Source organism: Duncaniella sp. C9 (genome assembly GCF_004803935.1).
GTDB lineage: Bacteria > Bacteroidota > Bacteroidia > Bacteroidales > Muribaculaceae > Duncaniella > Duncaniella muris.
This window is the reverse complement of the sequence record NZ_CP039547.1, coordinates 1,588,036-1,603,061: the sequence shown is the minus strand read 5'-3', so window position 1 is coordinate 1,603,061 and position 15,026 is coordinate 1,588,036. Positions and strand designations below refer to the sequence as shown.

Below are 15,026 nucleotides of genomic sequence, written 5' to 3'. Positions count from 1 at the left end.
AAGAAGCCGGCGTCCTGCAGACAAATGCTGCAGGACGCCGGTTGATTCTTTGAATCCGTGAAGAATGAATTATTTCTTCTTGCGGTTGCCGTAACGGCTCATGAACTTGTCCACGCGACCGGCGGTATCGACAAGCTTCTGCTTACCGGTGAAGAAGGGGTGTGACGAGCTGGTGATTTCAAGCTTAACCAAGGGATAGGTCACGCCGTCAACTTCGATTGTTTCCTTTGAGGCTACAGTGGAACGAGTGATGAAGATTTCATCGTTCGACATGTCCTTGAATACTACTTCGCGGTAGTTGGAAGGATGGAGATCTGCTTTCATTTTATTTCGTGATTTTTTTGTTGTCAGAAGTTATCGTTGCGCTGGTAGGACGCGTAGATTCGTAATGGCGGTGCAAAGGTAAGAATTTTAATTTATTTATCAAAACTTTTCTGCCATTATGAACCGAGAAATTATTATTGTGCAAGAATTTGCAGGCAATTGCGGATTGTAGACTCAATCGGGCGGCTGCTATTCTGTGTAGAAATCGATCAGGCGGCTCATGGCTCTGCGGCAGGCCGGACAGAAGTCCGGAGCTGTGTTGGTGCGCATGCGGCAGTCATCGGCCGGACGATATACTCCATGAAAAGAGTACCCCCCTCCTTCATAAAGTCCTACCGGCCATTTCGACGCTTCCGATACCGGTGTGGGCTGCGGCGTTCCTTTGGGAATCAGATCTTTCCACTTGCTTTCAAAATCCACAAGTGTGGTGATGTTCGGTTCCCAAGGCTCCACATCTGCGGGATAGGCCTCGTCATTGGCCTCGGTCTCGTAGAAATATTCATCGGCCAGACCGCCGAAACTATGGCCGAATTCATGAACAACCACAGGCCGGAAATTCGCATGTCGCGATGTGGTCAGCGTATAGCTGTTATATATGCCTCCGCCGCCATACTCCGGAGTGTTTGCCAGAATTATGATATGTTCATAGGGTATTCCGGCCAAAGAGTCATGAATATCCCTGACATGCAGGCTCGTCAGATAGCGGTCTGAATAGAATGTGCTGAAATGCGAAGAGAATGCTGTCGACTTCCATTCGCCCAGACGGGGCACACTGACTCCTGAGTCAGCCGAAGGAGTGGCCACGGCGACAAAATTGAACTTGTCGGCCTGTGACTTGAACGGTTCGTAGGAAAGTATGGCATCCACAGCCGTACGGGCATGACGATAGAAACTGTCCATCTCCGCTCTTGTATAGCCCTCTGCAAGAATAGCCACATCTATGGCGTTCTTCGGATCACCCCCACGGTGGATATAGCGGTGCTCCGCCACCCAGCCGTGGCCTTTCCTTGTAATCAGAATATCTTTCGGATCAAGCCTGTGGGTCATCGAGGCAATAGGCTTATGGCGGTTGTCAAGCAGCTCGATGCTTATGCGGGCAGGTGAGACCGGATAAGGCAGAAGCACCGTGTGCTCGAAAGCCTTGGCCACTTCTGAAGCCTCTGCGGTGGTAAGCCATTCATGATAAAGAGATGAGAAGGATGTGCGGTAGAGCGTGTCACCGTCTGCCTCCGAGACCATTGTGACCGTGCCGTTTCCGAGCAACGGCAGTTCCGACATTCTATGGCGTCGGCCGGCCCATCCGTCGATACCTGACTGACCGGCAAGAGAAACACCCCTGTCACCGGCCGGAGTGGCAGTGAAGAGATAGTCGACACGCAGAGTGCGGTCTTCAAACCTACGTCCGAAATCAGAAGAAGATGTCTCGCGGATCTGGGCGCTTTGTGCTCCTCCCATCAGTCCGGCCTCCATTACTTCGGCAACCAGAGAATTCATATAGAGTTCAATATTACTGTAGCCTGACTTACCAATGAGACTGCCGTCAGAAGCATTATCCGGATCAAGACCGTTGGCCCTCTCCCAGTCATCGGGAATTCCATCGCCGTCAGTGTCAGCCGGAGCCACACCGCTGTTCAGGGCAGGCCAGCCGCGCGATCCGTCGGCATAGACAACCTCATCCTGAGTGTCAATGATGCCGTTTTTCCCGAATGACGCATTGCCCTCACGCACGTCACTGATGACAAGACTGTCATAGGCATCACGGCGAAGCGAAGCTCCGGCGCAGTCGAGCACCCGTTCATAGGCATCACGCGCCGTATGGGTAGTCACCGTCTCAAAGTCCATAGGCTCATTGAGACGGATTTCATCTGCTATGGATTTATCCCAATAACCATCGCAGCCGGCAGGTTTTATCTGGCGTCTGACACCTACGCCCCAGTTGTCGGCTCCGACTGCCGCAATGTCGTGGTTCTCGTTGCCGCTCACATAAAAGCGGCCCCATTTGTGAAGCATCGGGCGCCATACGTTCCAACCGATTTTCAGTTTATGTCCGTCGACTTCGATACTGTTGTCGGCCATGTCAATCTCAAAAACGCGGCCGCCGACACTCACGCGGTTCACACCCTTGCGCCCCTTGCCATCACGCAAGCCTTTGACATCATCGCGGCTCAGGCTTGTGCCGAACAGACGGTTATAGTCTTCAGCAAGACCGCTGCCGTTGAGACAATACTGCACGGTGCGGATTCCGGGACCGGCTATGCGCTCAGGCATGGTGTTTGTGGTCTTGCCGGGTTTGAAATAATTGTTGACTATGTTCACTGTCATGCCCTCGCCTCCATAACACCCGTTTGAACCGTAGTTATAGATCACGTTGTTACGCAGATCCATGCGCTCGTCAGTCTGGGTATGCGGGCTCGGTCCGAGACGCGGTGTGCGCGACGTATGGTTTGCCACAAGGTTGTGATGATAGCTCGCGCCGCTGCCACCCCAGTTTCCGCCGTAGCCGTGGGCTCCTTTCTGATGGCCGCTGCTATGAAGACTGTGGGATGCGATGCACCACTGCACGGTAAAGTCGGTCATACCGTAGACCGAGATGCACTCGTCTATGCTCCAGCTCACAGAGCAATGGTCAACCATCACATTGCGATGACCGCTGCCGCCGAGTCCGTCACCTTCGTGATGGGCCACTTCACGGTCGCCGAGACGAAAACGCATGAAACGGACTATCACATTGTCGGCCTGGATGAGAAACGGATAGTCGGCAATGCAGACACCATCACCGGGAGCAGTCTGTCCGGCTATCGTCACATCAGGGTTTTCAAGCCGCAGGGGCGATTTCAGGAAAATAGTGCCGTCGACATCAAAAACGATTGTCCGCGGACCGGCCTGATTGCAGGCATAGCGGAATGAACCGGGCCGGTCATTGTCATCAAGAGTCGTGACATGATACACCCGCCCCCCACGGCCGCCGGTGGTCCACATGCCAAAACCCTCTGCACCTGGAAAAGCGGCTACCGAAGGTCTGATCCATACGGAGGGCACCGTTTCTTTTTGCATCACCTTACGCTGACGGTCAGGCTGCATCGAACGCGGGAATCCGTCAGGAGGCAAGGCATAGCCACTTGAAGCCAACAGTATGGCGGCTGCCAGTAAATGAATCCGTTTCATCATATATACTTTCATAAAATTCTCGGCAGGAACGCCTTTTAAAGCGTCCCTGCCGAGAGAGTTAATATTTCATGTTCAAGGGATTGTCAACCCCTTATTATTTCACAATGAACTTCTTTCCGTCACGGATATAGATTCCGGGGAGCAGCGGCTCCTTGATTTCGACACCCATGATATTGTAAATCTTACCGTTGCCCTGAGGCTTGGCGGGATCAATGACGATGTCCTCGATACCTGACTGGTCTGCTTTCTTAGCCTTGATCATTATCTGAATAACGACTTCCGAGCCACCGAAAATGACTTTGACTTCATTTGAAGGTTCTGTGACATTGATTGTGTGCTTTGCCGCATCATTGATATTTCTGATCGGAAAAACATAATCGTCAGCAGCAAATTTATCATTATTAACTGAAGCCACATATGACTGATTATTGTCATTGTTGGCCCAGCCGATAAAGGTCAGCTCAGTCGCAACCTTTCCTTCCGGAAGCTTTATTGTCCAGGTTCTGTTGCTTCCTGAGCCAAACTTCACATAGTCAGCTGTTGCAGATGAGCCGTTTGAATATTTTCGGCTGGCATCTGTACAAGAGACTGAGATTCCATCACTGAAAAGGAAAGGCTGGGGATCGTCTCTCATCATATGGCTGGTAGATTTTGAGATTTCATATTCGAAAGTCTCTACAACAGGCGCCTCGTATTTCGGGAGCTCGACAGCATCGTCAGCGAAAGTCAGATCGCCGTTGAGCATCTTGCCGGCCTCGTTCTGAGAGGCGGTGATATGTTCAACCAAAGAATTCAGATAGATCTCAAGATTAGTAAATCCTGATGCCGTGGCTTTGGCTCCGTCAGAAGGATCATTGGGATCAAGGCCATTTTCCTGCTCCCACTTGTCAGGCATGCCATCGCCGTCTGTATCTACAGGCGCAGCCACATTAGCAAGTATCGGAAGTTTGCCATTTTCTTCCAGTGCGGTTCCGGCAGGATATACTATATCATCAGGAGTGTTGATAAAACCTGCGTCAAGGCCTGATCCTGTAGAAGCTGCTTTATTATTTCGAGCCTCTTCGATGATCATTTTATCAAGAGCGTCACGTTTCAGAGAAGCTCCCGCATGATCAAGCACTTTAGCATAGGCATCTTGAGCACTATGGGTGGTGGTATAGACATATTCAATCGGGCGGTCAAGCTTCATATCATTTTTGATATTATTCTGAGAAGAGCTTACCGAAGCAAGTCCGTCCCATTCGCTCCAGGTGATCTGGTTATATATGCCAAAACCCCAGTTATCACCTTCCACCTGCCCGAAATTCGAGTTATTGTTTCCATCGACATAATATGTGCCGATCTTGTGCAATGCGGGCTTATAGGCATTCCAGGTGATAGTAAGAATCTTGCCATCTATATTGATAGTATTGTCATCCGCTATGTCATATGACCGTCCTGCAATCTGAACTCCGGGTCTGCCTTTGCTGAAATAGCCTTCTACATTGCCTTTATTGATAGAGGTACCCATCAGACTGTTATAAGACGCTGCGATCTTGTCTTTGTCAAGCACATAATCCACAGTGCGGATTCCGATTCCGGCAATGCGGAATCTCTTATTGTTGCTGCCATTGACATACTTATTTCCAGGTCCGGGCTTATAGTAATTATTGACAATGTTGACATTCATGCCCTCACCGCCGTAGCAACTTTCGCCAGAATAGTTGAACATGACATTGTTACGCATGTCCATCACCTCATTGAGCTGAGTGGTGGGACGCGGGCCAAGGCGCGGAGCACGCGATGTGTGGTGAGCAAGAAGATTGTGGTGATATGAACCATATTCGCCACCCCAGTTGCCACCATATCCGTGATTGCCTTTGCTGTGGCCTGAATTGACAAGGCTCTGAGATACGATACACCACTGGACTGTTGTGTTATGAGTACCGCTGAACGAAAGACATTCATCAATACTCCAGCTCACCGAGCAATGGTCAATGATGATGTCGCGCTGATCAAGGGCTCCAAGTCCATCCCAGCCGTCTGCACCATCTTTGGTCACGTTTTTGTTACCAAGACGGAAACGGATATAACGGATGATCACATTATTGGCCTTGATTGAAAACGGATAGTCGGTAATGCAGATGCCGTCACCGGGAGCGGTCTGGCCTGCGATGGTCACATTTCCGTTTTTCAGATCAAGAGCGCTTTCAAGATGAATGTTTCCTGACACTTCAAAAACGATTGTTCTTGCACCTGCCTGATTGCAGGCCCAACGCAATGTGCCTTCAGATCCGTCATCGGTTAGTTTTGTTACTTTAAGCACTTTTCCACCGCGACCACCTGACGTGTAGCGGCCATAGCCCTCGGCTCCCGGAAATGCTTCAAGACGATCTATGGTCTCGGCAAATCCGAACATAGAGCAGAGCAATGCCACCAAGGTGAATATTGCAAATCTTTTCATGTTGTGTAGATAAGGGGGTAAATTTGTTGTATAAGGTATAGAGTTTTAATTTAAGGCATTCTTTCTCAGTATGCAAAGATAGATGATTTTTCGGCCATTATCAAATAAAATCTACCATTTCCCGCATTTTTCGCATCAAAATCCGCAGTTTTGATGTTTATTAAGAATTGCTTTCAGATGCGTCTGGAGGATATTGAAAGACCTCTCATTCCGCGGCGAGACGGTAGATAGCCTCGGTGTCTTCTTTGCCAAGAGTGATATAGCCACCTATCTGCGGGCCTTTGTTTTCATGAAGCTTGCTGACGAACAGGTCAAAATCAGGCGCTTCAATGCCGAGAGCTTTCATGGTGACTGGCAGACCGATAGAGCTGAAGAATCCGCGCAGGCAGCAGACTGCCTCGGTGGCCGCAGCGGTGTCGTCATGCTCGTTCACGTCAAAGACCCTGCGGCCGAACTGCGCCACTTTGGCAGGCTTGATGCGTGACACATATTCGAGCCATGCAGGCACTATTACAGCGAGTCCGGCTCCGTGAGTCACTCCGTAGATGGCGCTCAGCTCATGCTCCATGAAATGAGAGGCCCAGTCTTCACGCCGTCCGCATCCGCAGATGCCGTTGTGGGCGAGAGTGCCGCTCCACATTATGTTGGCGCGGGCCTGGTAATCGTCAGGACAGGCCATCACTTTGGGGGCTTCCGCTATTATGGCTTTCAGCAGCCCTTCGGCCAGGCGGTCGGTCACCTCTACATCTTCCGTAGGGGAGAAATAACGCTCCATGATGTGGACCATCATGTCGGCGATGCCACTTGCCGTCTGATAGGGCGGAAGAGTGAATGTCAGTTCCGGATTCAGGCAGGCGAATTTCGGCCGCAAAGCTGTATCGGTCCTGAGCGAGAGTTTCAACAGTCCGTCAAGACGGGTTATCACTGAGTTTCCGCTCCCCTCGCTGCCTGCGGCGGGAATGGTGAGCACCACTCCGAGAGGCAAGGCCGGTCCGACTACGGCTTTTCCGGCAAAGAAGTCCCAGAAGTCTCCGTCATAAGGCACTCCGCAGGCTATAGCCTTGGCAGTGTCGATCACAGAGCCTCCGCCTACAGCGAGCAAGGCATCTGCCCCACTCCGGCGACAACGGTCTATGCCTTCATAGACCAGATCGTCAGTCGGATTGGGCTTCACGCCTCCAAGGGAGATATGAGAAATGCCTTCAGCGTCGAGCGATGCAGTAACGCGGTCAAGCAGTCCGCTCTTCACCGCAGAGCCGCCGCCATAGACGATCATGACGTTTTTCCACTCCGCGTTTTTGCAAAGGCGTCCCACTTCATTCTCAACCCCTCGGCCAAACAGATAGCGCGTAGGGGTGCAAAAAGTGAAATTATCCATTGGGCATACATTATTAGAGGTTGTCTAAAAACAATAAACGCGACAGAGGAACGCTTTTCAAAGCGCCTCCATAGCAGGTGACCGGTAATCGGCCGTCTGCGCGGGCGCTCTGAAATGCGTCCCCCTGCCGATATTTTTCCCCATGTGATTCAAGCAATCAGGGAAAACATCAGGGAAATTCTATTATTCTTCTCCTTCAAGAAGCTCAAGCATCTTGATTGCCGAAACCGGAATGCGGGTACCGGGGCCGAAGATTGCGGCGACACCTGCCTTGTAAAGGAAATCATAGTCCTGAGCGGGAATAACACCGCCGGCAGTCACCATGATGTCCTCGCGGCCGAGTTTCTTGAGTTCCTCGATCACCTGCGGAATCAGGGTCTTGTGACCTGCTGCAAGTGAAGAGACACCGAGAATGTGGACGTCGTTCTCGACCGCCTGGCGGGCTGCTTCGGCGGGAGTCTGGAACAGCGGGCCCATGTCAACGTCAAAACCGCAGTCGGCATAGCCGGTGGCTACCACCTTGGCACCGCGGTCGTGACCGTCCTGGCCCATCTTGGCGATCATGATACGGGGTTGACGACCTTCGCGCTTGGCGAATTCTTCGCACATCTGCTGAGCCTTCACGAAGTCAGGATCAGCCTTGGTTTCTGATGAGTACACGCCTGAAATGGTTCTGATTACTGCTTTGTAACGGCCTACGACGTCTTCGCAGGCATCGGAGATTTCGCCCAGTGTGGCGCGCAGACCGGCAGCCTTGACAGCAAGGTCGAGGAGGTTGCCTTCCTTGGTGCGGACACACTCGGTGATGGCGGCGAGGGATTTCTTGACTGCCTCTTCGTCGCGATGAGCCTTGAGGTCGACGAGACGGGCCACCTGGTCTTTGCGCACTTCGGTGTTGTCGATTTCAAGGATGTCGATGGGATCTTCGTGGTCGAGACGGTATTTGTTGATACCAACGATTGTCTGACGGCCTGAGTCGATACGGGCCTGAGTGCGGGCCGAAGCTTCTTCGATACGCATTTTGGGCAGACCTGATTCGATGGCCTTGGCCATACCGCCGAGTTTCTCGATTTCCTGGATGTGTTCCCAGGCACGGTGTGCGATCTCGTTTGTGAGGGCTTCCACATAGTAGCTGCCGCCCCAGGGATCGACCTGCTTGGTGACCATAGTCTCTTCCTGGATGTAGATCTGGGTGTTGCGGGCGATACGAGCGGAGAAGTCGGTCGGGAGGGCGATGGCTTCGTCAAGCGCGTTGGTATGGAGCGACTGGGTGTGGCCGAGAGCGGCACCCATTGCCTCGATACATGTACGGCCCACGTTGTTGAAGGGGTCCTGCTCGGTAAGCGACCAGCCTGAGGTCTGGGAGTGGGTGCGCAGGGCAAGCGATTTGGGGTTCTTCGGATTGAACTGCTTGACGATCTTGGCCCAGAGAAGACGGGCTGCGCGCATCTTGGCCACTTCCATGAAGTAGTTCATGCCGATAGCCCAGAAGAATGACAGACGCGGAGCGAAGGCGTCGATGTCGATGCCTGCATTGATACCGGCACGGAGATATTCGAGACCGTCGGCAAGAGTGTAGGCAAGCTCGATGTCGCATGTCGCACCGGCTTCCTGCATGTGGTAGCCGGAGATGGAGATCGAGTTGAACTTGGGCATGTTCTGCGAAGTGTATTCGAAGATGTCGGCGATGATTCGCATCGAGAATTCCGGCGGATATATATAGGTGTTGCGCACCATGAATTCCTTTAGGATGTCGTTCTGGATGGTACCGGCCATTTCTTCGAGTTTGGCTCCCTGTTCGAGACCTGCGTTGATATAGAATGCGAGCACGGGGAGAACGGCTCCGTTCATTGTCATGGAGACTGACATCTTGTTCAAGGGAATTCCCTCGAAAAGGACTTTCATGTCTTCAAGCGAGCAGATCGAAACGCCGGCTTTGCCCACGTCACCTACCACACGTTCGTGGTCTGCGTCATAGCCGCGGTGTGTGGCAAGGTCAAAGGCCACTGACAGACCCTTCTGACCGGCTGCAAGGTTGCGGCGGTAGAAGGCGTTTGACTCAGCTGCGGTGGAGAAGCCTGCATACTGGCGGATGGTCCAGGGGCGCAGAGGATACATGGCGCTGTACGGGCCACGGAGGAAGGGAGGAATACCTGACACGTAGTTGAGGTGCTCGAGTCCTTCAAGATCCTGCTTGGTATAGATGGGCTTGACGGGGATAAGTTCCGGGGTGATCCAGTCTTCCCCCTGAGTTTCGGGGACACGGAGATCGCCGAAAGCGTCGTTAACGATGTCTATTTCTTTGAAATTGGGTTTCATGTCTGAATGTTGATGGGGGTTGACGTATTACTTCTTGAGGAGTTTGTCATTGAAAGCGCGGAGTGTGTCGAGCACATTGCAACGCACATGAACGAAGTCGTTGATTCCGATTGCCTTGAGATCGTCGGTGCAGGCAGGTGCGCCGGCAACTACGAATTCAGCGCGTCCGTCGAGATATTTGAATGCAGCGGGTGCGAATTCGGCATATTCGTCGTCGCTTGAGCAGAGCACCACGATGTCGGCACCCTTTTCAAGAGCTGCGTCAACGCCCTGTTCTACAGTGTCAAAGCCAAGGTTGTCAATGATCTCATAGCCTGCACAGCCGAAGAAGTTGGTGGAGAACTGCGCGCGGGCAAGACGCATGGCAAGATTTCCGATGGTCAGCATGAACACTTTCGGACGGTTTGAAGCGGCTTCTGTGGCAAGACGGAGTGATTCAAAGTCACTTGCGGCGCGCTTGGTGGGGAGTCCGGCGGGAGTTTCGCATCCGTCGCCCTGACCGCCACAGGCGCAGGCAAGCGAGCCTTTGAGATCCACGATCTTGTCGGCAGCCATTTCGTTGATATTGGGATACTGGTTGGTTCCGAGAAGTATCTCTTTGCGGCGGGCCACGTCGGTGTGACGCTTTTCGGCGCTTTCACGGATCACTTTCTGAACCTCGTCATTGTTGCAGCAGGCAAGGAAGCCGCCCTTGTCTTCTACTTCAAGGAAGAGTTTCCAGGCTTCTTTCGCGATTGAGACAGTGAGGGTCTCCACATAGTAGCTGCCGCCGGCAGGGTCGATCACCTTGTCAAGATGGCTTTCTTCTTTCAGAAGGAACTGCTGGTTGCGGGCAATTCGTTCAGAGAATTCATCGGGTGTCTTATAGGGAAGATCGAAGGGAAGCGATGTGATGGAGTCAACACCGGCAAGAGCTGCTGACATGGCCTCGGTCTGAGAACGGAGCAGGTTGACGTGTGCATCGTAAAGAGTCTGATTGAAGCGTGAGGTAGAGGCGTGGGCCATCATCTTTGCGGCTTCGTCTGACGCGCCATACTGCTTGACAATCTGGGCCCAGAGCATACGGGCAGCGCGGAACTTCGCGAGTTCCATGAAGAAGTTCGACGAGATGCCCATGTTGAACTTGATGCGGGCCGCCACTTCATCGGCGCTGCGGCCTGCCTCGGTCAGGAGTGTCAGCCACTGCGCGCCCCATGAAAGAGCATAGCCGAGTTCCTGGAAAATGTAAGCTCCGGCATTGGAAAGCATGTCGCTGTCAACAGAGAGTACACGGAGACCGGCTACTTCCCTGACTGCGTCAAGCAGTTCGCATGACATTGAAGCGAGAACCGAAGCCTCGAATGCCACACCCTTGCGCAGGGGTTTGCGGAAAGGATTGAAATCAATCGAGCCTTTGAATGTTTCGGCACAGCCGTTGGCTTTGATATATTCGACAAGTGCCTTTGCCAGAGGAAGAGCCTTTTTGATGCAGCAGGTGAAGTTTACCTCTACCTTGCCGAGATCTATGCCTTTGAGAAGGATCTGAAGTGTTTCGGCAGTCGGTTCGTCAACATGGAAACCGAGTGAAGTGACACCTTTGGTCAGGACATCAAGTGCTTTTTCATTTGCTTCGGCGGGAGTCTCGGCGATGATTTCCTGGCGGGTGAGCCAGTCATTGTCAGTGCGTGTTCCTCGCACATAGGGAAATTCACCGGGAAGCGAATTGGTGGTCTTGAGATCTTCGATGTCCTCCAGACGATACATCGGCTGAACATTGAAGCCTTCGTTGGTGCGCCACACGAGTTTCTTGTCAAACGGTGCGCCCTTAAGGTCAGCTTCCACCTTGGCTTTCCACTCTGCGGTGCTCACGGGAGGAAACTGTTCAAACAATTTTTCTTTCTTTTCTGCCATGATTATGGTATTAAATATACTGTTCAGGGTTTAGAGGTTGTTTTTAAACAACCTCTTAGAAAGCAACCTGAGAGGTTAACAATCTTCGTGCAAAGATAATTGGAAACTTCCTAAAAGCAAAAAAATAGAAAGAAAAATAAGCAGAAACAGCGCCCGTGGAGGCGCTATTTGCAATGACATATGTCTGTTTTTGACAATTTTATGTTTTTAAACATGTCTGCAGCCCGAAGAGTGGACCGCAGGCCTCTTTCAGAACAAGGGGAAGGTGCTGTTGGTATAGACGTATTTCCGGTCAAACTGTTCCTGAGACATTGTGAGCATGACAATGCCCTGTGCGAATGTCAGCAGATTCCAGATACCACAGGTGACGAATGAGAGCACGATAGTCAGTATCGCGGCTCCGATTTTGCCGAGATAGAAATACTGCGCACCGAAGAAACCAAGGAGTATGGCCAGGATTCCGGCTGTGGTCTTGTCCTTGCCGGAGGCGGGTATGTAAGCACCTGCGGGTGGATAGGCTGCGCCGGGGGCATTCTGATATTGCTGACCGCCTTGCGCGCCCTGATATTGCGCTCCGCCGGGTGCGTTCTGATACTGTCTGGTTCCGGCATAAGCCTCTGCTCCGGGCGAGGGAGGGGGCGTGGTTGTGAAGGATGATCCTTCACCTGCAGGAGCTTCAAACAGGAATGACAGTTCGGGCACCTGCCCGGCCGGCTGCCATTGCTCCATACCTTCGCGCCATACCAGAGTGGCCGGCGTAAGTCCCATGCCTGAAAGCTGATCTTCGCTCACAGGGCCTGTCTGGACATTATTCTGATAAACGTACCAGGTTGCCATAATGATTGATATTGTTATTGTGGTTTGTTTTCTGTTTTACTATCAAATGCAAATTTAAGGTTTTATAGCATATCTGCCAAACATACCTTCATTGTCGCATCAGAAAGTCCTTGAAGTCAGAGAAGTCGGCGTTCATGTCCACTGACTGCTTCTCGCCGTTCATGAATGCGGCAAGGCGGTCAGGAATGGCTACGGGAGCTTCGACGGCCGCGTCTACAGTTTCCTTGAATTTGGCCGGATGGGCTGTTTCGAGGAATATGCCTGTCTCGCCGGGCTGCAGGCCGTCTTTCAGCGCCTGATAGCCGCAGGCTCCATGCGGATCAAGCAGATAGCCGGTAGCGGCATAGCAGTCGTGCATGGTCAGGCGGATACGGCTGTCAGGATATGCGAATCCGCTGATCAGCGATGAAATCCGCTCATGAGAGTTGTCATACAGATCCAGGATGCGGGCAAAGTTGCTCGGATCGCCTACGTCCATCGCGTTTGCAATGGTCTGCACACTTGCCTTCGGCGAGTATGTGCCAGTGAGCAGATAGTTATAGAATATATCGTTGGAATTGTTTGCGGCAATGAAGCGTTTGACCGGAAGCCCCATCCGGTGAGCGAAAAGTCCGGCGGTTATATTGCCGAAATTGCCGCTCGGCACACTGATCACGAGCTCCGATGCCTTTCCGAGAGCCTTCATACGGGCGTAGGCATTGAAATAATAGAATGCCTGCGGCAGGAATCGGGCCACATTGATCGAGTTGGCTGAGGTCAGTGTCATCTTCTCACAAAGTTCGCTGTCCATGAAGGCGCTTTTGACAAGACGCTGGCAGTCGTCAAACACACCGTCGACCTCGACTGCCGTGACATTGCGGCCGAGGGTTGTAAACTGGCATTCCTGAATCGGGCTGACTTTCCCTTTGGGGTAAAGCACATAGACATGGATGCCGTCTACGCCGAGAAAGCCGTTGGCCACGGCCGATCCGGTGTCACCGCTTGTGGCCACAAGCACGTTGACCGTGCGTTCGGCTCCGCGCTTGCCTATGAAATATCTGAGCAGACGCGCCATGAAACGGGCGCCGACATCTTTGAATGCGAGTGTGGGGCCGTGGAAAAGTTCGAGACTGTAGATGCGGTCCTCCACTTCGGCTACCGGGCAGTCAAAAGCCAGGGTGTCACAGACAATACGGTCGAGGTCCTCCTTAGGAATGTCTTCACCGAAAAACGCTTCGGCCACACGGCAGGCTATCTCATGAAACGAGAGCCGGTCAATCGTGTCAAAAAATTCTTTTGGAAGGGGTCTGATGGTCTCAGGCATGAAAAGTCCGCGGTCTGCGGCCAGTCCCTTGACCACTGCTTCTTCCAGATCCACTACGGGCGTAGCCCGGTTAGTACTATAATATTTCATTTGCAATTATTGATTTTCTGGGTTCATGAATCGGTCCATAAATTCACTGAGCCGCAAAAGGCCATAGCAGCCTGACGCGCAGCTTTCTTCATCGTAACGGTCGACGCTGTCAGGCTCGGCTCCGGGCGTATGGATTACAAACGGCACAGGCTCTGCCATGTGAATGCGTTTTTCGACGGGCGTCGCATGGTCCGGGAGCAAGGCTATGCAGACCTGCTCATTCCATGATGCAAGTCCCTGCATGATCGGGCCGACAACCCGGCTGTCAAGATATTCTATAGCTTTCACTTTAAGATCCACATCGCCGTCATGGCCTGCTTCATCGGTTGCTTCGAGGTGAAGAAACACAAAATCATCGCTGCGCAGGGCCTCAAGGGCAGCTGCGGTCTTCCCTTCATAATTGGTGTCGGCAAGGCCTGTGGCTCCCTCGACCACTATGCTCCTGAGTCCGGCATAATGCCCGATGCCACGGATGAGGTCGACCGCCGTGATGACAGCTCCTGTCCGGATCTGAGGATACATCTGCTGAAGAGTCAGCATATTCGGCCTGTAGCCCGGACTCCAGGGCCATATGGAATTGGCTTCCAGACGGCCCTGCTCGCGGTGGCGCTGATTGAGCGGATGGTCTGCAAGAAGTTCCTGCGACCGCAGTATCAGATCGTTGAGAAGAGCGGCAGTCTCCTCAGCGGTCATGCGGCTGTTCTCAACATTGGTTTCACCGCTTTCTGCCACCGGACTGACCAGCAGTTCGCGCCACTGTTCTCCCGGATGATCATGCGGAGGCGCACATTCGATATTCTTGTTGCCACCTTTTATAATAAGGAGATGACGATACTGTATGCCGGGGATAAACTTCACCCGCTCACTGCCGAGATGCCGGTCAAGATAGCATATGAGTTCCGCGCCCTCTTCGGTGGTCAGATGTCCGCCATGATGAGCGCAGATTTCTCCGCCCCGGCCGAGACTGACGATATTGCACCGCATAGCCATGTCACCGGGTTCCATTTCATAGCCTATGCTCGCGGCTTCGAGAGGCCCGCGCCCTTCATAGACTTCATTAAGATCGTAGCCGAGGATGGCGGTGTTCGCCACTTCGCTGCCTGGAGCAAAGCCGTCAGGAATGGTCACAAGCCGTCCACAACGGCCTTCATGGGCCAGACGGTCAAGATTGGGAGTCGAAGCCTGTTGGAGAGGTGTTTTTCCACCAAACCGGGCGATGGGATGGTCTGACATCCCGTCACCGAGTATGATAAGATGCTTCATAGGGAGAGGAT

Annotated in this window: 9 protein-coding genes and 1 pseudogene; all 10 read right to left on the bottom strand. The window is 52.6% G+C overall.

Annotated elements, in window-relative coordinates; all coding sequences use genetic code 11:
- Positions 1-69: 69 nt before the first annotated feature.
- Positions 70-324, bottom strand: a complete 255-nt coding sequence (locus E7745_RS06505; RefSeq protein WP_107033022.1) for a type B 50S ribosomal protein L31 — start codon at positions 322-324, stop codon at positions 70-72.
- Between the two features lie 189 nt (positions 325-513).
- Complete coding sequence (locus E7745_RS06500; RefSeq protein ID WP_240740397.1) at positions 514-1,779, bottom strand: M64 family metallopeptidase; 1,266 nt, start codon at positions 1,777-1,779, stop codon at positions 514-516.
- Positions 1,780-2,523: 744 nt separating this feature from the next.
- A pseudogene (locus E7745_RS15045) lies at positions 2,524-3,378 on the bottom strand (polysaccharide lyase family 1 protein); the annotation flags it as partial.
- A gap of 208 nt (positions 3,379-3,586) precedes the next feature.
- Complete coding sequence (locus E7745_RS06495) at positions 3,587-5,935, bottom strand: hypothetical protein (protein WP_123611169.1); 2,349 nt, start codon at positions 5,933-5,935, stop codon at positions 3,587-3,589.
- Positions 5,936-6,140: 205 nt separating this feature from the next.
- A complete protein-coding gene (locus tag E7745_RS06490; protein WP_123399605.1) occupies positions 6,141-7,313 on the bottom strand; it encodes an iron-containing alcohol dehydrogenase in 1,173 nt (390 codons plus the stop codon).
- A gap of 183 nt (positions 7,314-7,496) precedes the next feature.
- Positions 7,497-9,632 (bottom strand): methylmalonyl-CoA mutase, encoded by a 2,136-nt coding sequence (scpA, locus tag E7745_RS06485; protein ID WP_123399607.1) that lies wholly within the window; start codon positions 9,630-9,632, stop codon positions 7,497-7,499.
- 27 nt (positions 9,633-9,659) lie between these two features.
- A complete protein-coding gene (mutA, locus tag E7745_RS06480; RefSeq protein WP_123399609.1) occupies positions 9,660-11,522 on the bottom strand; it encodes a methylmalonyl-CoA mutase small subunit in 1,863 nt (620 codons plus the stop codon).
- Positions 11,523-11,771: 249 nt separating this feature from the next.
- Positions 11,772-12,359 (bottom strand): GYF domain-containing protein, encoded by a 588-nt coding sequence (locus E7745_RS06475; protein WP_107033017.1) that lies wholly within the window; start codon positions 12,357-12,359, stop codon positions 11,772-11,774.
- A gap of 88 nt (positions 12,360-12,447) precedes the next feature.
- The gene (gene thrC / locus E7745_RS06470) at positions 12,448-13,752 is read right to left on the bottom strand and encodes a threonine synthase (RefSeq protein WP_124075976.1); all 1,305 of its coding nucleotides are present in this window, start codon (positions 13,750-13,752) and stop codon (positions 12,448-12,450) included.
- 6 nt (positions 13,753-13,758) lie between these two features.
- The gene (locus E7745_RS06465) at positions 13,759-15,015 is read right to left on the bottom strand and encodes a cofactor-independent phosphoglycerate mutase (RefSeq protein WP_124075977.1); all 1,257 of its coding nucleotides are present in this window, start codon (positions 15,013-15,015) and stop codon (positions 13,759-13,761) included.
- Positions 15,016-15,026 lie beyond the last annotated feature (11 nt).

Coding starts and splice junctions, on each gene's coding strand:
- E7745_RS06505 (WP_107033022.1), bottom strand. CDS start 324: ATGAAAGCAGATCTCCATCCTTCCAACTACCGCGAAGTAGTATTCAAG.
- E7745_RS06500 (WP_240740397.1), bottom strand. CDS start 1,779: ATGGGAGGAGCACAAAGCGCCCAGATCCGCGAGACATCTTCTTCTGAT.
- E7745_RS06495 (WP_123611169.1), bottom strand. CDS start 5,935: ATGAAAAGATTTGCAATATTCACCTTGGTGGCATTGCTCTGCTCTATG.
- E7745_RS06490 (WP_123399605.1), bottom strand. CDS start 7,313: ATGGATAATTTCACTTTTTGCACCCCTACGCGCTATCTGTTTGGCCGA.
- scpA (WP_123399607.1), bottom strand. CDS start 9,632: ATGAAACCCAATTTCAAAGAAATAGACATCGTTAACGACGCTTTCGGC.
- mutA (WP_123399609.1), bottom strand. CDS start 11,522: ATGGCAGAAAAGAAAGAAAAATTGTTTGAACAGTTTCCTCCCGTGAGC.
- E7745_RS06475 (WP_107033017.1), bottom strand. CDS start 12,359: ATGGCAACCTGGTACGTTTATCAGAATAATGTCCAGACAGGCCCTGTG.
- thrC (WP_124075976.1), bottom strand. CDS start 13,752: ATGAAATATTATAGTACTAACCGGGCTACGCCCGTAGTGGATCTGGAA.
- E7745_RS06465 (WP_124075977.1), bottom strand. CDS start 15,015: ATGAAGCATCTTATCATACTCGGTGACGGGATGTCAGACCATCCCATC.